Origin of the sequence: uncultured Tenacibaculum sp. (assembly GCF_947499065.1) — a bacterium.
Lineage (GTDB): Bacteria > Bacteroidota > Bacteroidia > Flavobacteriales > Flavobacteriaceae > Polaribacter.
In genome coordinates this window covers 68129-90131 of record NZ_CANMMT010000008.1, presented here as the reverse complement: position 1 = coordinate 90131, position 22003 = coordinate 68129, and the positions used below count along the sequence as shown (strand labels likewise).

Sequence of the window (22003 nt, the reverse complement as noted above, 5' to 3'; positions counted from 1 at the left end):
GTTAGCATCGAAAATCCGCTACTACGCCAATACAATACCGTTAACATAACAACCAAAATCTATAACCAAATTCTTTTTTTTAGCTATATTCGAATACTAAAAAAATTTAATTGCTAATTTAGTTATTGAAACACGTAACAAAATCACACACAGATACGTTAGCAGCAATATCCAAAGACCAATAACTGAATACAAATGATAAAATCACTACTCTAATAACTCTTCTTTTAATGTCAACCAACGTTTTATCTCAAACTCCTAAAAAACAGGGATCCGTTTCTATAAATGGAAAAAGCCTCTATTACGAAATTTACGGAAAAGGAAAGCCTTTATTCCTATTACATGGTTACACACAATCATCTAAATCATGGAAACCTTATGTGAAAAATTATGAAAAAGAATACGAAGTATATTTAATTGATTTAACAGGACATGGGAAATCAGAGCCGTTTAAAGAGGATTTATCTATAAAATCTGTTGCTCAAGACCTTAATTCCTTAATTCAATATTTGCAATTAAAAAAAATCAAAGCTATTGGATTTAGTTTTGGTGGAGATGTGCTTTATCAATTAGCTTTAATCAATCCTTCTTTAATAAAATCTATGATAACTATAGGTGCAGTTGGAACATGGACAATCAATGACTTTCCTGAATATTTAAAAGCTTTTACTTTTGAAAATCGAAACAATTTTCCTTGGCTTAAGACTTCACATGAAGGAGATGAACACATAAAAGAAATAATGAATCAGTTTAAAAATTATACTGTTGAGATAACTAATGAAGAATTGCAAAGTATAAAACCTGAGACATTAATCATGATAGGTGATGATGATGAAGGTATGGATTTAGAAGAGGTAGTTCGTGTTAAGAAAAACCTACCTAAATCTGACCTTTGGATATTACCAAATGTATCTCATGGTGCTCATGAAGGTGAAACCAAAGATGAATTCATAATAAAATCAAAAGTTTTTTTATCTAAAAAATAAAGCTGTATACAACATCTGAAATTCTGTATAGCCAGATATATTAGGTAAATAACAGGAACAATATTACGCATATAAACAAGTTGTAAAATATTAAAAACGAATCTTTGAAAAAACTAATAATATTCATAGCATCATTATTTTCAGCCAATGCAAGTTCGCAAACTGAGTTTGACTTGGACAAAGTTTTGAAAAAGAAAAGACGAGACATGGTTGTGATGGAAATTGACTCATACCTAAATAAAAAATCAGAATACGGAGAAAAAATTGAGAAACTGAATTCTTCACAAAAGAGTTTTCTTTATGTTGAAAATTTAGAACGAGAAATAAATAATGGCGGATTCAACCAATACTATTTTAATTCAAGCGGAGATTTTAGCCAAGAAACAGTAAATGCTTTATTAGAAATCGGAGCGAAAAAAACCTCAAAAATTGTACAAAAAGCGAACTCTGAATTTAAAAATGGAATTGTACCAAAAGACAGAACTGAAAGACAAAACGAACTAGAATTGATTCAACAAAAAGCTAAGAAAAGCTGGAATAAATGCGATTCGGAATTTTATAAATATCAAGATAATTTGACCGAATTATTAATTGCATTTGTGGTTAACAATAAAATGGATTTTGAAAAATAACGTTTTACATCAATATATAACCACAAAACACCCAAAACCTCCTCATAGCTAAACACATTAGGTAACAACAGGAACAATATTACACATATAAACAAGTTAACAAACATTTGATGAACGATACTAAATACAAAGGAATTTTACATATAGAGATTAATAAGCTTGCTGGAATTAATCCAAGGTTTCATCGGATTTCTAGTATGCTATTAGACCATATAATTATGACTATCGTTATAGTTCCACCAATGATTCTTTTAACTATTTTAGACATAAACGGAATATTAGAAATTAGCAATGGAACTTCTTCTGTAATTTTCTTTTTTATGATGTTTATTTATATCAATAAAGACTTTTTTAACGCAAAAAGTCCTGCAAAGCGAATTTTGGGATATCAAGTTATCAATCGAAAAACAGAGAAACCTGCATCTGAATTACAATGCTTCATAAGGAATTTGACAATTGCTGTTGCTTGGCCATTAGAAGTTATTATTGGACTAATTAATCCCGAAAGAAGAATTGGAGATTTTTTAGCAAATACGAAAGTTGTGGTTTGTGAAAAGGAAAAATTAAAAACAATTTGGACCGACCTTAAAAGCAAAACGTTGAAATTAAACTTAATCGGAATTTTAATTATTGGAGTGATTTACTTTTATGGATTGAGTTTAATAATATAATGCCAAACATGAATTAAAAAACGTCTTAAATCAACATATAACTACAAATACGAAAAACAAAATGGGAATATTTGATTTTATATTTGGAAAAACCATTAAAATAGAAGACGAATTCTTTGGAAGAATGGTATTCTCTGAATTCAAAAAAAATCCTGAAAAGAATTATTTTGAATGTAGAAGACATTTCAAACCGACTAACGAAATAATAGAAATCGGAATTGAGGGATACGTAACTGGACCGACTGTAATCCAAAAGAACTTTTTCCGAAAAATAGAATCCGATTATAATGAAATCACCTCTTCAATAAAGCCAATGATTGAAAACGAATTTCGGAATTGGAAAGAAGATTTTAAAATAACTGATTTTAATAAGGAGTTTAAAGCTGTCTACTTGTACTTATCTCGTTGTGAAAAGGAACCAAAAATTTGGGAAATAGCTTTTGAAAGAGAGCATGACCCAAACCACACTTTTACACTAACAATGAACAACTTGATTTCGACTGAAATATTAATAGATGGATAAAAAAGTACTAGTAATAACAATATATAACCACAAAACACCCTAAAACTCCGCTTAACTAAACACACTAAGTAAATACACACATAAATTGTAATTCATAATAATGAAAGATGACAAAAAAATTGACGAAAATATAATTGGATTTTTTGCGAGTTTTGACATTGGCGATAATGACAAAGAGTTAGTCAAGAATTACTTATGGGGCAACAACGGACTGAAAAATAAACTCGCTCATTTGAAATGGAATAATTATGGACATGGATTGGAAATAATTTTATTTAAGGTTTACGTAAAACCAACCCCCTATTTGAGAAAAAACTTGAGAGAAATAGAAAATTATAAACCAAAAGAAAAATCAATTGCAGTACCTATAATTCTTGACAGAGATAATTTCTTTAAATTATCCGAAACCGACCAACAACTATTTTTTGCGGAAACGATAGTTGAAAAACTTGGTTTTCTAAAATCAAAAGTAAAACGGAATAAATTGAACTTTAACATTTCACTACTAATAACTGATGTAAAAACATCACTGAATTACAAAGAATTAGAAAAAAAAAACAGCAACTAACAATGTCTATAATTCATTGTGGCAAAGAATTATAGAAAAGTTTAATTTATAACTGAATTTAGGCTGAATAATCCTTCGAATGACTCCATAGCTAAATCATAGCTCAAACATCAACAAAACACCCAAAAAAACAACCTCAACAAAGCTTACCTTTTTTATTGGGCTATCCGTATCTACAGCCAAATTCTTTTTTTTAACTATATTCGAATACTTAAAAAAATTTAATTGCTATTTTATTACCCCAAAGCTATATATAGCTGGACATATTTAGGTAAAGAACAATACTCAGCATACAAACAAGTTGTGCAATATTTGACAAATGACCCGAAACGAATTCAAAAAACATATCGAAAAAACACTTTCTGAACTAAAACTTTATGCTGAATTACATTCGGGAAAAGAATTTCCAAACGACTTTGAATTTGAATGGCATTTAGCTGAAAAAACAAAAGCAACGGGAAAAGATAATGTGACTGAATTGATTGCTGAAAAAGTTTATCTCGGCGAAAACAAAATTTATCCTTGTGTTGACTTAATTGTCGAAAAAGTAACAGATGAAAATCGGATTTTAATAAGTGGGCGAATTGCTGGTTATGAACCGAGAGAATTTGGAAAAGGTTGGAGTAATCGACCTGGACCTTTTATTTATGGAATTGGAAGTGAAATATCAACTTATAAAGTGAACTGTAATTCCAAAGAGTTTAAAAATATGCTTTATGAAAAAGGATTGTTGCATTATAAAACTGAATAAAACACTACTTATATCAATAACCACAAAATACCCAAAGCTCTGCATAACCAGACATCTAAAATAAATAGTATTCCATATTTAAACCAGTAGTAAACAAACTAAAAAAGAAATCCATATGGCAGAAATTACGATTAAAAATCATACAGAAATACAGAAAACTGAATTCCAAATTGCAAAAGTCCAATATCGGATTTTAGCTTTTACAATTGATTTTTACATTTTTACTATTATCGGGTTTACCCTTGGTTTTTTCTTTGGTTCACCACTAGAAAATGAAGCTGGATATAACATGAGTGGTTTACCTGCCTTAGGGTTCATGTTAATTGGACTTTTTTTATGGCCAATTAGTGAAGGAATTTGGGGACAAACCATTGGGAAAAGAATTTTAAACTTTAAAGTAGTTACGAATGAATTTAAACCTATTGGGATAGGACAAGCATTCGGTCGATTTTTTCTCGGATTTATTGATTATTTCTTTATAATTGGAGTAATAATAGCATCAATTAATAAAGAAAATAAACGTATTGGGGACTTAGCTGCAAATACAATAGTTGTTCGAATAAAAAAGCATAAACACAACAAGATGCAGACAAAAAACTAACTTAAAAAAGTACTCGATAAAGAATATTAAAATGACTGAACAAGAAGCAAAAGAACTTTTAAAACACCATAGTTTTACCCATGATAATTATTCTCATCCTAAAAGCGAAAATGGATTTTTAGGAATGTTAAGACCTTTCAACGGTGAATTAATTGAATCTAATTTTCATGAATTAATGTCTATTTTAAAAGTTTTAAAAAACAGCTTTTATAAAGAAAATATTGAACGTGAATTAATTTCAAGCTTTTGGGGAATTTGTCATTTAAGTAAAGCCTGGGGTGTTGAGGAAGATGGAATGCTAAGACAAAACAATCTTATAACCAAAAAACAAGTAGAACTCTTGGCTGATTGGATAGACTGTATATCCTATGCTGTAATGAATCTTTTAGAAGGAGCAGACGAAGAAGCATTTGAGAGCTACAAACATTATTTAGAAAAGCAAACGAACGCATAACATTCACAAGCAACTACTCATTCTCGCCTACTTCTAAAAATAGAGCCAAATCCTTTTTTTTAGTTATATTCGAGTGCTTAAAAAGTTTAATTGCTATTTTACTAACCCAAAGTTCTGCATAGCAGGCACATTAGGTAAACAACAGGAACAATACTCCTCATATAAATAAATTGCCTCCAATTAAAATGAAAAAACTTTTAGAAGATATTGAAAAGATAGAATTCACTACAGGTAAGAACTTCAGTTACGACTTGGATAGAGAATTCAAACTTATTGCTTCTAATTTTTTCTCATATCAAAAAGAAATTCAAAAAGCACTACTTCTCATTATTGGAAAGATAGTAAAACGGATTTGTGAATACGGACGAACCAATTTCGCCTATATGAAAATAGAAAATGAATTTGAGATAGAATTACTCATCGATTATCAAATTGAGTCAAAACTTAAAGTTCAAATAAATTAAAAAACTAACAACCGTTTTCAAGTATATAAAAGCACATAAAGCTAACATAACCAATCATAAAAAAATGAACAGAATATTATTATTGTTAATTCTATACTCTTTTTTTTCATGCTCTAAATCAAAAACAGAGAATTTTTTAAACTTTAGTTTAGAAATACCTAAAAATTGGACTGTTCATCAATTAAAAGGAACTGATTCATATGTAAGATTAATCACAACCGAAAAAAACGATTCAATCTATATGGATTATGGAATGTATTCAAATAGTTTAAAATATTATCCACCAATTATCGCTCCTCTGAAAAAGAAAAAAATGATTCTTAGTTTTGGCTTAAAAGAATCTGAAGTAATTTTTTTGGATAAAGATTCAATAACTAAAAAGGATAGAGGATTTTATAAAGACAGAATAGAACTTTATGAAACTATAAATGAAAAAAAAGCAAAAATTGTTTTTCCAAAAAAAGGAAAAAAAGGCTTAGGCGGGGTTTATTTTGAAAACTTTAAAAACAATAACAAACTTACTATTTATGGAAACAATCTGAATAACGAGAAAAGTTTGAAATTAATCGAAGTTATAAAGACTATAAAATTAAAAAAAAATTAGATAAAAAAATTGCAACTAACCACACACAAAACCATTAAACGCTAGACATAGACAGCTAATGAAACTATTTAAAATATTTACAAAAGAAAAAGAAGAACCCATAAAATGTAATGGCTGCGAAACCGAAAATAACGGAACCTCCTTATGTTTTGGTTCTGAGTTCCCAGATTATTACTACGCTATTCCTCCCAATGAAATTAAAGAACGTGTGGAATTGGATAAGAGCTTGTGTGTTATTGACAAAACCCATTTCTTTCATAGAGGTCGAGTAACTATTCCAATAATAGATTTTAAAGAAGATCTTTATTTTGATATTTGGACTTCTATAAGTCAAGAAAATTTTGAAATCAGAATGGATTGTTGGAATAGTGAAAACAGGAAAGATTTCGGACCATATTTTGGGTGGATTCAAAATCAAATCCCAACCTACGAAAATACGATTAACATAAAGTCAATTGCTATTGAACAAGATGCTGGAGTTATCCCTGAAATTGAAATTACAGAAGAGAATCATCAATTAGCTATTGACCAAAAGAATGGAATAACATATCAAAAGGCTATGGAAATTGTTAAGCTTGTTCTTGAGTCAAACGACAAATAAAAACACCTAAAGCTCTGCTCAACTAGACATATTAAACAAGCTAGCTTTCATACACCAACTAAAAACTACAATGAATATTATTTTAAAAATTTGGATTTGGATAACTTTCATTAGGAATAAAGAAACATTACCAACAGAATCTAGAATTGATAACCCAAAAATGGAATACGAAACAATGTCCGGAGCATTTATTTGGGAAGATGAAGGGTTGTGGCATTGTCGAAACTATCATTTACAAAACGCATTTAAATACGTTCTTAACCATAGAATGAATTTAATTGTAGGACCTGATAATAATGTCGGAGTTATGCGTTCAAAAAAATTCGACAAATCGATTTTTAAAATGGCGAAAAAGCTCTTTCCTAACTGGATTGGATTTAATAACTCTAGATGCTCTTATAATTCTGAACTTACTGAAAGAATACTTAGAATTAAAAAGGTTGAGAAATGGAAACTTGATAAACTACTTAATGAATGAAAATAAAAGTACAAAAGCTTCCAATGTATAAATACAATCGCAACAGATTCAACTATCTCTAAATCCATCAGAATTACTAATATCAATTCTAAAACGCAAAACGATAACTTTTAACCCCTAATAGATACGTACAACATTAAAAAATGAAAACGAAAAACATATTTTTATTCTTATTAGCATTAATTTATTCAACTTCTATTATTCGTGCCCAAAGCACGGAAAAGAGTTCAAAAATTAAGAAAACTATTCAGGCATCATACAGCACAAAAAGGAATGCAGAAATGCCACGAGATTCTGCATTTAAAAATGAACATCTCGAAAGATATTACGTATATGATGATAATGAAAAGATAATTGAATACGGTCAATATGATGGCGAAGGTAACATTTATGAAGTTACCAAAATTCAAAAAGACAAAAGTGGAAATCCATTAAAAGGGACAATCTACAATTCAAAAGGAAACTTAAAGAAATATTATACTACAACAATTGATAATAACGGAAACGTTACAGAGTTTAAATATTACAACAACAAAAATGAATTAGTTTATTTACAAAAAAACGAATACGACATAAACGGAAATATAATATCAAGAATTGGAAGTAACCCTAAATCAGATAAAGTCTTTAAAACAGAATTAAAATACAACTCTAAAAATGAGGTGATTAAAAAAATAAAATATAATTCAGATGGAACCGTAAAAGACACTCGAACTTATAAGTATGATTCAAATGGAAATGAAGTAGAATCTGAATTATTTAAATCTAATGGGAATTATACAAAATTTATTTCTACATATGATCAGCGAAACAATATCTTAACACAATATTGGTATGATAAAGATGGAACACAAAAACATTGGAATAATTGGGAATACAATTATGACAAACAAGGAAATTGGATAACTAAAAAAAGGTATTCGAATGGAGAATTAGGTTTTGTATGGGAAAGAAAAATCGAATATTAAAAATAACGATATACAATACCATTCTAATTGCTATTTTAAATTCTATAAAAACACCTAAAGCTCAGCTCAACCAGACATATTAGGTAAATAACAGGAACAATATTCCACATACAAACAAGCTACCTACAATTAAAATGAGAACAAAAAAAGCAAAAAGATACGATAAGCAATTTGAACGGGAGATTGAAAAATCAATAGTTCGCTTCTCTGAGTATCTAATGTCAAACTCAAAATGGGTTCGTTTGATTGAAAGACTCGTTGACAATTCGAATTGGATTGAAAAAATTGAATTTAAGAAAGTACAAAATGAAAAGATAGGCGAACTTTATCTTGAAGAAGGCACAACGTACGGATTTGATTATTGGCAAAATGGATTTGAGGGAATCAATTCGCTTGGAGGTTGGTTGACTTTTAAAGAAATTGAATATTTGATTTTTCTAAAAGCGGTAACAAATGAACCTTCAAATGAACAATACTTAATAAGAATTCAAGAGTTAATAGAAAGTGTAGGACAGTTTGCTCTTGATACCAATGAAGAGAGAATAAAATTGATTTGTTATCGATAATAAAAAAACAAAAATGAATAAACTACTAACTATAAAGCCATGGATTATATTTCTGTCTATAATCGCTCTATCAATCTTTTCTGAAACAATAATCGGACCTACATTAATGATAATCTGGTTATGCCTATTCACCTACTGGACTTTAAAAGTTGGAGAGAAATTGTACAACAAACTAAATGATAAATCCATATTGAATCTAAAAAGATTTAAAATTCAGATTGGTTTTGTGGTTGTATATCTATTAATTATTTTCTCAACAATAGGTGGGTATCTAATAAATATTAAAAACATGACTCAATATGGTTGGAAAGTCTGGTTAATTATTCCTTTGCATCTGATTTTAATGTATACAATGATTCACACAATTTACTTTTTATCAAGATGCATTACTACATTGAGAAATAAAAAAGAAGGGTATGGCTGGTATATGTTAGGGTTTTGGTTTTTTCCTATTGGAATATGGATAATTCAACCCAAAATAATAGAACTCCTAAATGAAAAGCCAACATAAAACAATGTACAAGTGAAAAAGCATAACTTTAACCTCATAACTGACGATTATAATTACTCCTCAACACACCTAAACCTATGTTTAGCCAGACATATTAGGTAAATAACAGGAATAATATTACACATATAAATAAGTTGGATACCATTAAAACATAACGAAATTGAGTTACGGAAAATTTTTAGACGAATCTGGAGACTTGAATGAATGGAGAAGAAAAAACAATCTTCCTGAACAACATTACGAGAAAACTTTTGCGGACTTAAGAGACATTTGGATAAAAGACAAAAGATATTCTGAACTGATTGCATTCATACATGAGAATTGGGACTCTGGACAATGGAACGAATTTTTTGAACCACTGGAAAAGCATTTAATCGAAAATAAACTGGAAAAGGAATTCATCAAGTTTTGGAAAGGAATATTAAGACATCGTTTTTCAAATTTGTGGGGTTGGCACAAAGAGTTTGGCAGAATAACCGAATACTGGGATGGAAGTAAAAAAACTTTTGAATGTCAAAAACTAACTTTAGAAGGCTTATACAGATTCAAACAAGGACTTGTCGAACTTGGAGCTAAACAAGAAATTGAGAAAACTAACAAGTTGATAGAAACAGTTGATAAATTAGAAAAACAAAAACCAAAAAAGACAACCGATAAAAGAAAGATTGACGAAAATCTGTTTTGGGAATTAATCAAACTTAATCGTGAAAAGTCAGAAGATAAGTTTGATTTTATAGAAAAATTATCAAATCAATTGGAGGAGTTCAAACCAATCGAAATAAAACGATTTCAAAAGACTTTTTTAAGCAAGTACAACGAATTAAATCGTTGGGAAATTTGGGCTTTGGCTTATATAATAAGACGTGGTTGTGGAGGTGATGCGTTTAATTACTTCAAGGCATGGGTTATCTCGAAAGGACCAGAAACATTTGAGGATGTTAAAAACTTAAACGTTTCAGAGTTAAAAAAACACTTTGATGAAGACCCACAATTCGAAGAAATGTTTTCGCTTGGCGAAAACGTTTATGAAAATAAAACTAGTGAATTAATGACTCCTATAAGAGTTAAAAAACAAAAAATAACTGGAAAGCAATGGAAAGAAGAAAACTTGGAGAAGGACTTTCCAGAAATTTGGAAAATATTTGAGTATAAAACAACTGCCCCAAACAATAATTATACGTAATGCAGGCAAACATGAACCTCCAAAGAACAATACATCTATTCCGTCAAATTTAGTGCTAAATCCGAAAGGGTTGTTTTTTTAGTTTGACTTTATCTACAGAATAACACACACCCCATAAAAACAATACAAAACCATCAGTGAACGCTGCTGAAAGACTGGTTGAATTAAAAATTTCAATCGAAAACAAACTCAGATGAAAATATTGAAAAATATAGTTAAAATTGTATTTGGAATCGGAATAATTTATATTCTAACTGTGACTTTTTTTGTCCTAAAACCTAATATTAACGACTATCTAAACAGAACTGAATTTAATAGTACTAAATGGAGAAACTGGAAAGAAACTGAGTCTTCCTTTGGAGTTAGATGGAATATGATACATGACTTAACGGAAAACAACAATCTTCAAGGAAAATCAAAAATTGAAATAAAAACCTTGCTTGGTAATCCATCTAATGAATCAGAAACAGAGTTTATTTACTATTTAGGGTTAACTGGGCATGGAATCAATACAGGTTCTTTAATTTTAAAATTTGAAAAAGAAAAAGTTGTTGAAATAAAAACATGGCAAGGATAAAATCACACATAGCAATGTATAACAGCAACTTACAGTTATACCCAATCATTGATGATAATTAAAAAACAAAAACAACCTCAACCAAGGTTGTTTTTTAGTTTGACTTTATCCACAGAATAACACACATCCCATAAAAACAATACAAAACCATCAGCGAGCTTCGCTGATACTCTTGAAATCTTGCAGAACCATCAGCGAGCTTCGCTGACACTTTCGAAACCCTGCAAAACCACCAACGAGCTTCGCTGACACTCTCGAAACTCTGCAGAACCACCAGCGGACTTCGCTGAAAGAAAAAAACTACATTTTTAACTTAAAAACATAAAGAATTAGGGAAAAACCTTACTTAAAGTAGGGTTTTCCGTAAAACTAGCTTCTTTTTTTAAACTACATTCGAAGGCTTAAAAAATTAACGAATATTTTTGAGTTGTATAAAAACACCTAAAGTTCTTTATAACTAGATACATTAAGTAAACAACTGAAAAAACTTACACAAAGAAGTTACCAAACATTTGAGAAAATATATGAGAGTAAAACATAAAGACGGTGAAAAAAATAATTCAAATCCATCAATGACTTTATCTCATTGGCAAAAAGAATACTATCCAAATAAAAAGTATTTGAATTACGAGTTTTATGACGTAGAAGAAATATATGATCTTTATTCCATTGACCAATCAAACGGCAACCTAACTTATATAATGAGTGATTTTGCTCACACAATATTTCCAAAAGTTCGTAAAAACCCAAGTGAGTTTGTATATAAAGAACACGACCCAAAGTATCTGGATAAATACTTAATGCCGAAAAGAATGGATTCAGAAAATAATATGGATATAAATTCAACAATTAATGGATTAATCGAGAAGGCAGAAAAATACAGAAAAATAAGTGATGAAGGAGATTTTATGACTGGTGAAGTTAACTCATCTCAAAATATAGCACTGTACATCGATTGGTTTCTTGAATCAAGAGAATTATTTAGTGAACATTTTGATGAAACAGAATTAGCTTATCAAAATTTTTGCAAATTTGATACCAGTGGAAATGGGTTTACTCTTTCTTCAAAATTTTCTGAAACTTATGCATTATTTAAGATTTTAATAAAAAAAATAAAGAATAGAAAAGTTAAAGACATAGTTATAAAAGAAAAAAAGATTATGAAGAATAAAATATTTATAGTTCATGGACATAATAATGAGCTGAAATTAGAGGTTGCTAGATTTGTTGAGACTGACTATAAAAAGGAAGCTGTTATCCTACATGAACAACCAAGTAAAGGCAGAGAAATTTTAGGCAAATTTGAAGACGAAGCAGTTGTAGATTTAGCAATTGCTATTTGGAGTAAAGATGATTTAGGTCAACTAAATAAAGACGGTGAAAAGTTAAAACCGAGAGCAAGACAAAATGTAATTTTTGAAACGGGGTATTTTATTGGAAAATTAGGTAGAGATAAAGTTATTGTGATTTTAGAAGACGGAATTGAAACTCCATCGGATTATTCAGGTATAATGTATATAAGTTCTTCAGATTGGAAATACAAACTTGGGAAAGAAATCACTGAAATCTATAAATAACGAAATACTAGCAGAATTTTGAAATCAAGAAAAAAAGTTTGGTAACGATGTATATAATTCATTGCTAACTGATTTTCCTGTTAAAAAAATCATCGGATAACTTCTAACAGGTATCATTTACTTGCTGACTTTTCGCTAAATACAACCGCAACAAATCATACACGAACATGTTAACTACAATTAAACCAAAGAAGAATGTATAGAGGATTCAATATTGAAATACCAGAAGACCTACCAGAAAAATTTTACAAAGATGGATTTAACATTTATAATGATTCAAAAGCCAAAGCTAAAAAGACTTTGGATGAATTCATGTTGAATAACCAGTCTCTTAGTGGCACAAAAATCCTTGAAAATTGGTTTCCTAAAATTGATGCACATATATTTCTTTCTCATTCCCACATCGACAAAAAAAAAGCCATTATCCTAGCGGGTATACTTTTCAATAAGTTCGGAATAAAAACATTTATTGACTCTTGTATTTGGGGTTATTCAGCAAATTTATTACGAAACATCGATGATAATTATTGCCTAAATACAGAAGATGAATCATATAACTACACTAAAAGAAATTATTCAAACAGTCATGTTAATTTAATGCTTTCAACCGCGCTAAACCGAATGATTGACAACTCTGAATGTATCTTCTTTCTTAATACCCCAAATTCAATTTCTTCTAATGAAGTAATTAGCCGAACCAAATCTCCGTGGATTTTTTCTGAAATAGCGACTACCCAAATTATAAGAAAGAAGACACCTGAACGATTAAAACCAAAAACAAGGATGTTTTCCAAAGGTATCCAGACAAATGAAAGTGCCACAAACTTATTGACAGTAGAATATGACCTTGAACTATCACATCTAGCTAATTTTAACTTAAATGATCTTAAGAAATGGAAAAAACTAACATCAAAAAAACCACATGATGCACTTGACAATCTGTATAAAATGAAACCAATTAACAAAGCATTTATTATTTAAGTATGGACCAAAAAAAAATAAAACATCTCGAGTTCGTCCAGAATATCATAACTAGAATGAACAGTAATTCATTCTTAATTAAAGGATGGACAATAACTTTAGTTTCTGCACTTTTTGCTTTAGCAGCAAAAGATTCAAATAGCTTATATGTCCTACTGACATACATACCAACTCCAATTTTTTGGATTTTAGATGGATTTTACATTTCTCAGGAAAGACAATACAGGGATTTGTATACAAAAATTGCACAAACAAAAGAAACTGATATAGATTTTTCACTTGATGCCTCAGATTTTAATAAGGATAGAAATACATGGGGTAGTGGTATTCTGTCTAAAACGTTAATACCATTTTATGGAATAGTAATTTTAATTACAATCGTTGTAATGTTCGTAATAAAGTGAAATGACAAAGAGAGTGTTTTTAGTTTTTATCATGATGATATAAAGCCTTTTTAGAATCAACGTAGTTCGATAACACTGGAAAACGAAACCTAATATAAATTTAAAATAATAGATTTTGGAATTAAAAATACCAAGTAAAAAAGCATTAGAAATTTTCGAAAAAAGGAAACAGGAAATCTCTCAATATGGTTTTGAGCCTTTAATTTGGAAATCTAAAGTTGAAAACGATTGTAGAGAAATTTTTGGTGGTGTTGATTTCAGATGTTTAGATATTGGAAAAATTAAATTTATAACGTCTGTTACTTCTGCTAAGGAATCTACTATGGCAAAAGGAAAAATACAAGCTACAAAACTAATGGAGTCCTTTATTGAGCAAATTGAAGAATATTCTCAAATAGCAGAATTAAAGTCCAAAAAAAGTGAAAAGTATTACGAATCTGAATATAATAAATTAACAAAGGAAACATCACGAATAATAACTCAAGCGAATGAATTAATTATTGACCAAAATAACCTTTTAGATGAATTAAGAGAACAAGATACTGAAATAGAAAGATTGAAAAACGAAACTGTTCAACTATCTAATATTTCGCTTTCAAAATTGTTAAAATTAATTGGCAATTTACCTTTAGTTCAAAGTGTCGGACTTATTACAACTTTTATTGGAATAATTGGGTTTGCAATTTATTGTGGTACTCTAATAGAGAAAAGTACAAATCAATCCAATCAATTAGAAAATAAAACTCAAATTCAAAAATTTCTTACCAAGGAAGAAAAATTAATTGATAGTTTAAATGTTTTGAATAAAAAAGTTAATGCTCAATCTGGAACAATTATGCAATTAAAAAAACAGTTATTAAAAGAAAGTAAAACTATTAAGAATAAAAAATAAGAATAATCGTTCCCAACACATAGGTAAGCTATTCTATTATCTGAAAAATGAAAATTTATTTTTTAGTATTGCTTTTTATACTAACCATCAAAAGAACAAAAAACACTCTTTTTCAAGAGTGTTTTTTTATATTTCTATACTAACTCAATCTTCATATTCAAATACAACCATTTAGTAGGTACATTGTCCGACTTTCCATTAACAATCAAATCATAATCAATTCCCCAATCAAACAAATTTACTTGCCCATCTAATACCAAGGTTGTTGCTACTTGCTCGTTTGGCTTTCTAACCCCCGTAACAAACAACTTCACATATTTTTCAACACCTTTAATAGACATCTTACCGTTTACCTGATACCAGTCTACTCCCATTGTATATACATTGGTAGATTTAAATGTAATTTTCTCGTTATTAATCCCAACAAACAAACCAGGTGTTTTAATTTTCGGGGTTAACTCTTCTGCCCTACACACATTAAACGAATTTGGATCCACCTCAAACGAAATCACCATATCTTCCAAAGGGTTTCCCATATCCAATCGCACAGGATAATCTACCTTTAAATCGTTTACCTTACCAGCAAAAGGCGTACTGCAATGCCCATGCGTCACAAAAAAATTAATCGTTGGACTTACCGCTTTTGCAGTTTCAGTCTTCTTATCGGTCAATGTACTTTTAGTATAACCACTTATCACAAAAACCGTAATTAATACCGCTACTAAAACAATACTCTTTTTAATTAAATTCATAATAATCCGTTTTATATAGTTACGAATATAGACACAGCCTCCCCTATTTATTGTAAATGAAATGTAAAAACGACTCCGTAAAGTCTACAACACGCTAAAAACAAGGCATAAAACCTTAAAAAACCGCAGAAAAACAGGAAAACGAGAGCCTTTGGCGAGTCGGTTAACAGATGAATTTCCTTATTCTACTGAAAATAACATCCTACTCACAGAAATATAAAGCGACTATATAAAATCGACTATATTGTTGGATAATAAATCTTTAGATTTGTAAGAACATTAAAAAAACTACAGCACAAAACATTGTAGATGTCTCAAAAAAACGATTTAAAAGAAATAGCAAAGCTCTTTTTTAAACTAGGAAGCATTGCTTTTGGAGGTCCAGCTGCTCATATTGCCATGATGGAAGATGAAGTTGTTAAAAAGCGTAAATGGATGACCCAAGAACACTTTTTAGATCTTATGGGCGCAACCAATTTAATTCCGGGACCTAACTCTACAGAAATGACCATGCATTGTGGACATGAAAAAGCGGGATGGAAAGGATTAATAGTGGCAGGTTTTTGCTTTATTTTTCCTGCAGTAGTCATCACTTCAATCTTTGCTTGGTTGTATCAAGAATACGGACAGCTACCTAAAGTAGAACCCTTTATCTATGGTATAAAACCAGCAGTAATAGCCATTATAGTAATGGCTGCTTATAGGCTAGGAAAAAAAGCAATTAAAAACACCCAACTAGCCATCATAGGAGCAATAGCATTAGGCGCTTGCTTATTGGGAATTAATGAAATAGTTACGTTGCTAGGCTGTGGATTGCTGGGCTTAGCCATCTATTTTGTAAAACAAAATGCTACAAACCTACCAAGCATTATGCCTTTGTTGCTGTATCAAGCTAGCGACACATTGAATCTAAGTAACCTTAAAATATTCCTTACTTTTTTAAAAATAGGCGCAATTTTATATGGTAGTGGTTATGTATTGTTTGCTTTTTTAGATGCTGAATTAGTCGCCAATGGTTGGTTAACCAGACAAGCCTTAATAGATGCCGTAGCGGTGGGACAAATAACACCAGGGCCCGTTTTATCTACAGCTACTTTTATAGGATGGCAAATGAATGGGCTATGGGGAGCAGTTGTGGCAACACTTGGAATCTTTTTACCATCATTTTTGTTTGTATGGCTATTAAATCCATTAATGCCCAAAATGAGGAAGTCTAAAACCATTCGTGCGGTTTTAGATGCAGTAAACGTGGCGGCAGTTGCTTTAATTATTGCGGTATGTATAGAAATGGCAAAAGACACTTTGGTCGATTGGCGTACAATTGTTATAGCCTTGCTAAGTTTAATTACAGTTTTTGGATTTAAAAAGCTAAACAGTGCATTTATAGTACTAGGGGGTTCATTCCTAGGCTACTTACTAACTTTTTTCTAAAAACGCCTTATTACATACGTGTAAATTAAATACCAAACGTTGTTTCATTTAAACTACCTTTGCAAAAAAGAATCAATGCAGTTTTCAGACTTACAGCTTAATAAATCTATTGTAAAAGCACTTACAGAAGAAAGATACCACAAACCAACCTTGGTACAGGAAAAAGCGATTCCAATAATCTTAGAAAAGAAAGATGTTATTGTTGCAGCGCAAACTGGTACGGGAAAAACTGCGGCTTTTGCATTGCCTATTATTCATCATTTAGCGAAAGAACCAGATGCTGAAAAAAGAGCGAAGAAAATTAAAGCATTAATTGTAAGTCCTACCCGTGAATTGGCCATACAAATTGAAGAAAACTTTAAAACATACAGCAAATACACCAACTTAAGAACCACGGCTATTTATGGAGGTGTTTCAATTAAACCTCAAAAAGAGTTGTTAGCAAAAGGAGTCGATATTTTAATTGCTACTCCGGGTCGTTTTATCGATTTGCACAAACAAGGCGATATTGATTTACGTGTATTAAAAACCTTTGTATTAGATGAGGCTGATTTAATGTTAGACATGGGGTTTATTCACGATGTGAAGAAGATTGAAGAACTATGTCCACGTAAAAAACAAACCTTATTATTTTCGGCAACCATGCCAGAGAAAGTTACACAGCTTGCTTCCTCAATGTTATACAAGCCAGAAACGGTTTCGGTTACGCCATCAGAAAGTACTTCAAACAACATTGGTCAGTTATTATACTATACGCCAAAAAAGAACAAAGTAGATTTATGTTTGCACCTGCTTCGTAATACTATCAACGGTCGTATTATTATTTTCAGACGTACAAAGTTTGGAGTAGATAAACTTGAAAAAACTCTTTTAAAGAACGGATACAAAGCAACAAGTGTTCATGGTGATAAATCGCAAGCACTTCGTAACGAAGCCATCGAAAACTTTAAAAACAACAAAGTAAATATCTTAATTGCTACAGATGTTGCGGCACGTGGTATTGACATTAGCAAAATAGATGCTGTGATTAATGTCGACCTACCTAACATTCCAGAAACCTATGTACATAGAATTGGTAGAACAGGTAGAGCTGGAAAATCGGGAATTGCCTTTTCTTTATGTAGCGCAGATGAAACTTCGTACATCAAAGCCATTCAAGAATTCATAGGTCGATCTATAAAAATTGTTGAAGATCATCCTTTTGCTTTACAAAAACCAAAAAAGAAAAAGCAGCCGAATACCATTAGTAAACACAAGAAAGGACGTAAATCTGAAGCGTCTAAGAAACGAAAAAAGCGTTGGTACTAAACCTCTTATAGATTACAATAACTTACGGATAACAAAAAATTATCATTAAAAATGTGTTCGTTTTAAATATTAATCGTAATATTGCAATATAATAATTAAACGAATGGGACTTACCAAATCAGAAATATTCACTGCCGAACAAAATGAGCTTGCTAAAATAGCCAAAGCATTAGGGCATCCAGCTCGTATTGCTATTTTACAGCATTTGTTTAAAATGAATTCTTGTGTTTGTGGCGATTTGGTAGAAGTAATCGGTTTAGCCCAACCTACAATATCACAACATTTAAAAGAATTAAAAAACTTAAACCTTATCAAAGGGAATATAGAAGGAACTAGTGTATGCTACTGTATAAATCAGGAGCACTGGAAAAAAGTAAAATCCTTACTGAATAACTTTTTAGACTTTAATAGCAATTTAGACAGTTGCTGCTAAAAAAATTTACATCTATTCATCGTAATATTACAATTAAAAAATAACAGATATGAAATTATCAGAAATTAAAAACCATCTAGCAAACCTAAACACCATCGCTTTTCAATTACCAAATGGCGAATTAGTACCGAATCACTTTCATGTTACTGAAGTAGGTAAAATAACAAAGAACTTTATTGATTGTGGAGGTACTATTAGAAACGAAGAAGTGGTTAACTTCCAACTATGGAACGCCAATGACTACGATCATAGATTGCATCCAGAAAAATTGGTTCATATTATTGAATTATCAGAAAAAGCTTTAAACATTCCAGATTTAGAGATTGAAGTTGAATACCAAGGAGCTACTATTGGAAAATACGGATTGGATTTCGATGGAACTAATTTCTTATTAACGACCAAACAAACCGATTGTTTAGCTAAAGACAACTGCGGAATTCCTGAAGAAAAGCCAAAGATGAAATTATCAGAATTACAAAGTCAATCGGCATGCGCTCCTAACTCTGGATGCTGCTAATAGAAAAGAATATGGAAGCAACAAAAACAACCGTATTTTCTCAAATAGAGGAAACAATTGTCAATTTATCTGAAACTATTTCAGACAACAGAAAAGAAGTGCTACAACCGTTAATCGATTATATCCAACAAGGTGTAAACAACAACGAGCTGATTAATTTAAACTTCATTTGTACACACAATTCTAGAAGAAGTCATTTATCGCAAATATGGGCACAAACCATGGCTTACTATCTAAACATTCCAAATGTTTATTGCTATTCGGGCGGAACAGAAGCAACGGCTATGAATAAGAATGTGGTAACAACATTGGAGCAGCAAGGATTTAAAATTCAAAGTTTATCAGAAACAGCAAATCCAGTTTATGCGGTAAAGTTTTCAGAAAACACGCAGCCAGTAATTGGTTTTTCTAAAAAGTACGATCATGAGTTTAATCCAGTAAATGAATTCTGTGCCATCATGACTTGTTCTCAAGCAGATGAAGGATGTCCTTTTATTGCAGGAGCAAACAAAAGAGTTCCTGTTACTTATGAAGATCCTAAAGCCTTTGATAATACACCTTTAGAAAAAGAAAAATATGCTGAAAGAAGTTTAGAAATAGCTTCGGAGATGCTATATATTTTTAAATCTATTAAATAGCCCTGAGCTATTTAATAGATTTATATTTTGTTAGGTATAGCGTTACTACTATCCTTTGTATTTCATAGGTAAGTGTACTACTTTTTTAGTTTCAAAGAAATCTTCTTCAAAGTAGTCAGGCAAATTGTAAATAGTTGCCGAAGTATATTTTTTTAACTCTTCAGTTAAGTCGCCTCCTTTTAAATAAAGGATTCCATTCTTTAAATCGTGCTCTTGCTTTTTAGCAATCTTTCCTTTGGTCCAACCAACAAAAGTTTCCATTTGAGCCACTGCTCTACTTACAATAAAATCGTAAGTATCTTTTACTTCCTCCACTCTACCGTGCGTAGTTTTTACGTTTTCCAGCCCTAAACCTTCAACAACTTCATTAACTACTTTGATCTTTTTTCCGATAGAATCTACTAAGTGAAACTGAGTTTCTGGAAATAAAATAGCTAAAGGTACCCCTGGAAAACCTCCTCCAGTACCAACATCCATTACCTTTGAACCCGGTTTAAACTGCATCACCTTAGCAATTCCTAACGAATGCAACACGTGACGTAAGTACAATTCATCAATATCTTTACGAGAAACCACGTTGATTTTCAAGTTCCAATCTTCATATAACTCTTGAAGTTTCGAAAACTGTTCTAGTTGCGTTTCTGTTAAATTGCTAAAATATTTTTTTATAAGCTCCATTAAGTGAATTTTTCGCTGCAAAAATAAAAAACTAATTCTTAATAGTCATTTATCTCATAAAAGATATATTTCTTGTTAAAAAGTTCTCTTTGAGCAATAACCATCTAGTAAAAACGTTTATTTTTGCGGTTCAAACAAACAACAAATGAAGACAATAAACTTCTCAAGAATAGATAACGCAAAGTTTTTTAGGACACTAAACAAGCGTGTGAATTCATACTTCAAAGAAAATAATATTAAACGTACCGGAAACTGGAAATTATATTCGAAAGCAATTATAATGTTCGCCATTTTCTTAATTCCATTTATTTTAATCTTAACTGTAGATATGTCGCAGTGGATTAAGTTAGCCCTTACCGTTCTTATGGGAGTTGGTATGGCTGGTGTTGGAATGAATGTAATGCACGATGCAAACCATGACTCTTTTTCAAACAAAAAGTGGTTAAACAAATTAATGGGAAGCAGTATTTACATTTTAGCTGGTAACGTATACAATTGGAAAGTACAGCACAATGTTTTACACCATACGTATACAAACATTCAAGATCATGATGAAGATATTGATGCTGGTAGAATTATTCGTTTTTCAAAGCACGCACAGTGGTTATGGATTCATAAATTCCAAAAGTATTATTCAATTTTCCTTTATGGATTATTAACAATTAACTGGGCAATTACTACCGACATTAAGCAAATGCACAATTACTTAAAAAGAAAATTATCTTATGGAGAATTCCCAAATCCAGCTACTGAATGGACTAAATTGGTAATTTCTAAGATTGTATACTATTCATTATGGATTGTATTACCAATTGCTGTATTAAACATTGTTTGGTGGAAAGTATTAATAGGATTTTTTGTAATGCATTATACAGCAGGAATCATTTTAAGTGTTGTATTCCAATTAGCACACGTAGTTCCAAAAACAGAAATGCCATTACCAGATGAGAATGGAAATATGAAAAACACTTGGGCAATTCACCAGTTATACACTACGGCTAATTTTGCACCAAAAAACTGGTTAATTAACTTTTACACTGGAGGATTAAATCACCAAGTAGAGCACCATATTTTTCCACACATTTCTCATATTCACTATGATAAATTAGCAAAAATTGTAAAGGAAACCGCTTTAGAGTTTAACCTTCCTTATAACGAGTATAAAACTACGCGAAGAGCTATTATAGAACACTTTAAGCACTTAGCTGAGTTAGGAAAAAAACCACAACTGGCGTAAATAACAACACACTATAC

Annotated in this window: 29 protein-coding genes; 27 read left to right on the top strand and 2 right to left on the bottom strand. The window is 30.7% G+C overall.

What is annotated here, in order from left to right; translation table 11 throughout:
• Positions 1 to 230 precede the first annotated feature (230 nt).
• From Q0958_RS15220 to Q0958_RS15120, 21 genes are all read left to right on the top strand, one after another.
• The gene (locus tag Q0958_RS15220; RefSeq protein WP_299124559.1) at positions 231 to 986 is read left to right on the top strand and encodes an alpha/beta hydrolase; all 756 of its coding nucleotides are present in this window, start codon (positions 231 to 233) and stop codon (positions 984 to 986) included.
• Positions 987 to 1090: 104 nt separating this feature from the next.
• Entirely contained in the window at positions 1091 to 1618 is a 528-nt protein-coding gene (locus Q0958_RS15215; protein ID WP_299124557.1) for a DMP19 family protein, read from the top strand.
• Positions 1619 to 1728: 110 nt separating this feature from the next.
• Complete coding sequence (locus Q0958_RS15210) at positions 1729 to 2289, top strand: RDD family protein (protein WP_299124555.1); 561 nt, start codon at positions 1729 to 1731, stop codon at positions 2287 to 2289.
• 61 nt (positions 2290 to 2350) lie between these two features.
• On the top strand, positions 2351 to 2812 hold the full coding sequence (locus Q0958_RS15205; RefSeq protein WP_299124553.1) for a hypothetical protein: 462 nt from the start codon (positions 2351 to 2353) through the stop codon (positions 2810 to 2812).
• A 100-nt stretch (positions 2813 to 2912) separates the two neighbouring features.
• Entirely contained in the window at positions 2913 to 3380 is a 468-nt protein-coding gene (locus tag Q0958_RS15200) for a hypothetical protein (RefSeq protein ID WP_299124551.1), read from the top strand.
• A gap of 319 nt (positions 3381 to 3699) precedes the next feature.
• On the top strand, positions 3700 to 4131 hold the full coding sequence (locus Q0958_RS15195; protein WP_299124549.1) for a hypothetical protein: 432 nt from the start codon (positions 3700 to 3702) through the stop codon (positions 4129 to 4131).
• Between the two features lie 115 nt (positions 4132 to 4246).
• Entirely contained in the window at positions 4247 to 4732 is a 486-nt protein-coding gene (locus tag Q0958_RS15190; protein WP_299124547.1) for an RDD family protein, read from the top strand.
• Positions 4733 to 4763: 31 nt separating this feature from the next.
• Positions 4764 to 5186, top strand: coding sequence for a hypothetical protein (locus Q0958_RS15185; protein WP_299124545.1), 423 nt, complete (start codon positions 4764 to 4766; stop codon positions 5184 to 5186).
• A 185-nt stretch (positions 5187 to 5371) separates the two neighbouring features.
• Positions 5372 to 5650: a hypothetical protein gene (locus Q0958_RS15180; RefSeq protein WP_299124543.1), complete on the top strand. Its 279-nt coding sequence runs from the start codon at positions 5372 to 5374 to the stop codon at positions 5648 to 5650.
• Between the two features lie 64 nt (positions 5651 to 5714).
• Positions 5715 to 6254, top strand: a complete 540-nt coding sequence (locus Q0958_RS15175) for a hypothetical protein (RefSeq protein WP_299124541.1) — start codon at positions 5715 to 5717, stop codon at positions 6252 to 6254.
• 58 nt (positions 6255 to 6312) lie between these two features.
• A complete protein-coding gene (locus Q0958_RS15170) occupies positions 6313 to 6855 on the top strand; it encodes a DUF2199 domain-containing protein (protein WP_299124539.1) in 543 nt (180 codons plus the stop codon).
• A gap of 70 nt (positions 6856 to 6925) precedes the next feature.
• Complete coding sequence (locus tag Q0958_RS15165; RefSeq protein ID WP_299124537.1) at positions 6926 to 7333, top strand: hypothetical protein; 408 nt, start codon at positions 6926 to 6928, stop codon at positions 7331 to 7333.
• Positions 7334 to 7476: 143 nt separating this feature from the next.
• Positions 7477 to 8301, top strand: coding sequence for a hypothetical protein (locus Q0958_RS15160; RefSeq protein WP_299124535.1), 825 nt, complete (start codon positions 7477 to 7479; stop codon positions 8299 to 8301).
• Between the two features lie 134 nt (positions 8302 to 8435).
• Positions 8436 to 8867: a hypothetical protein gene (locus Q0958_RS15155; RefSeq protein ID WP_299124533.1), complete on the top strand. Its 432-nt coding sequence runs from the start codon at positions 8436 to 8438 to the stop codon at positions 8865 to 8867.
• A 106-nt stretch (positions 8868 to 8973) separates the two neighbouring features.
• Complete coding sequence (locus Q0958_RS15150; protein ID WP_299124532.1) at positions 8974 to 9378, top strand: hypothetical protein; 405 nt, start codon at positions 8974 to 8976, stop codon at positions 9376 to 9378.
• Positions 9379 to 9538: 160 nt separating this feature from the next.
• Positions 9539 to 10561 (top strand): DUF4240 domain-containing protein, encoded by a 1023-nt coding sequence (locus tag Q0958_RS15145; protein WP_299124530.1) that lies wholly within the window; start codon positions 9539 to 9541, stop codon positions 10559 to 10561.
• A gap of 193 nt (positions 10562 to 10754) precedes the next feature.
• Positions 10755 to 11138, top strand: a complete 384-nt coding sequence (locus Q0958_RS15140; RefSeq protein ID WP_299124528.1) for a hypothetical protein — start codon at positions 10755 to 10757, stop codon at positions 11136 to 11138.
• Positions 11139 to 11662: 524 nt separating this feature from the next.
• Positions 11663 to 12715: a nucleotide-binding protein gene (locus Q0958_RS15135; protein ID WP_299124526.1), complete on the top strand. Its 1053-nt coding sequence runs from the start codon at positions 11663 to 11665 to the stop codon at positions 12713 to 12715.
• Positions 12716 to 12910: 195 nt separating this feature from the next.
• The gene (locus tag Q0958_RS15130) at positions 12911 to 13696 is read left to right on the top strand and encodes a hypothetical protein (RefSeq protein WP_299124523.1); all 786 of its coding nucleotides are present in this window, start codon (positions 12911 to 12913) and stop codon (positions 13694 to 13696) included.
• Positions 13697 to 13752: 56 nt separating this feature from the next.
• The gene (locus tag Q0958_RS15125) at positions 13753 to 14100 is read left to right on the top strand and encodes a hypothetical protein (RefSeq protein ID WP_299124521.1); all 348 of its coding nucleotides are present in this window, start codon (positions 13753 to 13755) and stop codon (positions 14098 to 14100) included.
• Positions 14101 to 14215: 115 nt separating this feature from the next.
• Positions 14216 to 14992, top strand: a complete 777-nt coding sequence (locus Q0958_RS15120; protein ID WP_299124519.1) for a hypothetical protein — start codon at positions 14216 to 14218, stop codon at positions 14990 to 14992.
• Positions 14993 to 15126: 134 nt separating this feature from the next.
• Here Q0958_RS15120 and Q0958_RS15115 read toward each other — a convergent pair whose 3' ends face one another.
• The gene (locus Q0958_RS15115; protein WP_299124517.1) at positions 15127 to 15744 is read right to left on the bottom strand and encodes a YceI family protein; all 618 of its coding nucleotides are present in this window, start codon (positions 15742 to 15744) and stop codon (positions 15127 to 15129) included.
• 309 nt (positions 15745 to 16053) lie between these two features.
• Here Q0958_RS15115 and chrA point away from each other — a divergent pair, with 309 nt between their 5' ends.
• The 5 genes from chrA (at position 16054) to Q0958_RS15090 (ending at position 20071) form a co-directional block, all read left to right on the top strand.
• Complete coding sequence (chrA, locus tag Q0958_RS15110; RefSeq protein WP_150899310.1) at positions 16054 to 17175, top strand: chromate efflux transporter; 1122 nt, start codon at positions 16054 to 16056, stop codon at positions 17173 to 17175.
• A 75-nt stretch (positions 17176 to 17250) separates the two neighbouring features.
• Entirely contained in the window at positions 17251 to 18483 is a 1233-nt protein-coding gene (locus Q0958_RS15105; RefSeq protein WP_299124515.1) for a DEAD/DEAH box helicase, read from the top strand.
• A gap of 103 nt (positions 18484 to 18586) precedes the next feature.
• Positions 18587 to 18916, top strand: a complete 330-nt coding sequence (locus tag Q0958_RS15100; RefSeq protein ID WP_299124513.1) for a metalloregulator ArsR/SmtB family transcription factor — start codon at positions 18587 to 18589, stop codon at positions 18914 to 18916.
• A gap of 49 nt (positions 18917 to 18965) precedes the next feature.
• The gene (locus Q0958_RS15095) at positions 18966 to 19433 is read left to right on the top strand and encodes a DUF6428 family protein (RefSeq protein ID WP_150899313.1); all 468 of its coding nucleotides are present in this window, start codon (positions 18966 to 18968) and stop codon (positions 19431 to 19433) included.
• Positions 19434 to 19444: 11 nt separating this feature from the next.
• Positions 19445 to 20071 carry a protein-tyrosine-phosphatase gene (locus Q0958_RS15090; protein ID WP_299124510.1) on the top strand — a complete coding sequence of 209 codons (627 nt, stop codon included), beginning with the start codon at positions 19445 to 19447 and terminating at the stop codon, positions 20069 to 20071.
• 48 nt (positions 20072 to 20119) lie between these two features.
• Here the strand turns inward: Q0958_RS15090 and rsmG are convergent, their stop codons facing one another.
• Positions 20120 to 20749, bottom strand: a complete 630-nt coding sequence (gene rsmG, locus Q0958_RS15085; protein ID WP_150899315.1) for a 16S rRNA (guanine(527)-N(7))-methyltransferase RsmG — start codon at positions 20747 to 20749, stop codon at positions 20120 to 20122.
• Between the two features lie 145 nt (positions 20750 to 20894).
• Here rsmG and Q0958_RS15080 point away from each other — a divergent pair, with 145 nt between their 5' ends.
• Positions 20895 to 21986 (top strand): acyl-CoA desaturase, encoded by a 1092-nt coding sequence (locus tag Q0958_RS15080; protein WP_299124508.1) that lies wholly within the window; start codon positions 20895 to 20897, stop codon positions 21984 to 21986.
• Positions 21987 to 22003 lie beyond the last annotated feature (17 nt).

Bases quoted from the DNA above. Each gene is read 5' to 3' on its own strand.
- Q0958_RS15220 (WP_299124559.1), top strand. From the start codon at position 231: ATGTCAACCAACGTTTTATCTCAAACTCCTAAAAAACAGGGATCCGTT.
- Q0958_RS15210 (WP_299124555.1), top strand. From the start codon at position 1,729: ATGAACGATACTAAATACAAAGGAATTTTACATATAGAGATTAATAAG.
- Q0958_RS15205 (WP_299124553.1), top strand. From the start codon at position 2,351: ATGGGAATATTTGATTTTATATTTGGAAAAACCATTAAAATAGAAGAC.
- Q0958_RS15200 (WP_299124551.1), top strand. From the start codon at position 2,913: ATGAAAGATGACAAAAAAATTGACGAAAATATAATTGGATTTTTTGCG.
- Q0958_RS15195 (WP_299124549.1), top strand. From the start codon at position 3,700: ATGACCCGAAACGAATTCAAAAAACATATCGAAAAAACACTTTCTGAA.
- Q0958_RS15190 (WP_299124547.1), top strand. From the start codon at position 4,247: ATGGCAGAAATTACGATTAAAAATCATACAGAAATACAGAAAACTGAA.
- Q0958_RS15185 (WP_299124545.1), top strand. From the start codon at position 4,764: ATGACTGAACAAGAAGCAAAAGAACTTTTAAAACACCATAGTTTTACC.
- Q0958_RS15180 (WP_299124543.1), top strand. From the start codon at position 5,372: ATGAAAAAACTTTTAGAAGATATTGAAAAGATAGAATTCACTACAGGT.
- Q0958_RS15175 (WP_299124541.1), top strand. From the start codon at position 5,715: ATGAACAGAATATTATTATTGTTAATTCTATACTCTTTTTTTTCATGC.
- Q0958_RS15170 (WP_299124539.1), top strand. From the start codon at position 6,313: ATGAAACTATTTAAAATATTTACAAAAGAAAAAGAAGAACCCATAAAA.
- Q0958_RS15165 (WP_299124537.1), top strand. From the start codon at position 6,926: ATGAATATTATTTTAAAAATTTGGATTTGGATAACTTTCATTAGGAAT.
- Q0958_RS15160 (WP_299124535.1), top strand. From the start codon at position 7,477: ATGAAAACGAAAAACATATTTTTATTCTTATTAGCATTAATTTATTCA.
- Q0958_RS15155 (WP_299124533.1), top strand. From the start codon at position 8,436: ATGAGAACAAAAAAAGCAAAAAGATACGATAAGCAATTTGAACGGGAG.
- Q0958_RS15150 (WP_299124532.1), top strand. From the start codon at position 8,974: ATGATAATCTGGTTATGCCTATTCACCTACTGGACTTTAAAAGTTGGA.
- Q0958_RS15140 (WP_299124528.1), top strand. From the start codon at position 10,755: ATGAAAATATTGAAAAATATAGTTAAAATTGTATTTGGAATCGGAATA.
- Q0958_RS15135 (WP_299124526.1), top strand. From the start codon at position 11,663: ATGAGAGTAAAACATAAAGACGGTGAAAAAAATAATTCAAATCCATCA.
- Q0958_RS15130 (WP_299124523.1), top strand. From the start codon at position 12,911: ATGTATAGAGGATTCAATATTGAAATACCAGAAGACCTACCAGAAAAA.
- Q0958_RS15125 (WP_299124521.1), top strand. From the start codon at position 13,753: ATGAACAGTAATTCATTCTTAATTAAAGGATGGACAATAACTTTAGTT.
- Q0958_RS15115 (WP_299124517.1), bottom strand. From the start codon at position 15,744: ATGAATTTAATTAAAAAGAGTATTGTTTTAGTAGCGGTATTAATTACG.
- chrA (WP_150899310.1), top strand. From the start codon at position 16,054: ATGTCTCAAAAAAACGATTTAAAAGAAATAGCAAAGCTCTTTTTTAAA.
- Q0958_RS15105 (WP_299124515.1), top strand. From the start codon at position 17,251: ATGCAGTTTTCAGACTTACAGCTTAATAAATCTATTGTAAAAGCACTT.
- Q0958_RS15100 (WP_299124513.1), top strand. From the start codon at position 18,587: ATGGGACTTACCAAATCAGAAATATTCACTGCCGAACAAAATGAGCTT.
- Q0958_RS15095 (WP_150899313.1), top strand. From the start codon at position 18,966: ATGAAATTATCAGAAATTAAAAACCATCTAGCAAACCTAAACACCATC.
- Q0958_RS15090 (WP_299124510.1), top strand. From the start codon at position 19,445: ATGGAAGCAACAAAAACAACCGTATTTTCTCAAATAGAGGAAACAATT.
- rsmG (WP_150899315.1), bottom strand. From the start codon at position 20,749: ATGGAGCTTATAAAAAAATATTTTAGCAATTTAACAGAAACGCAACTA.
- Q0958_RS15080 (WP_299124508.1), top strand. From the start codon at position 20,895: ATGAAGACAATAAACTTCTCAAGAATAGATAACGCAAAGTTTTTTAGG.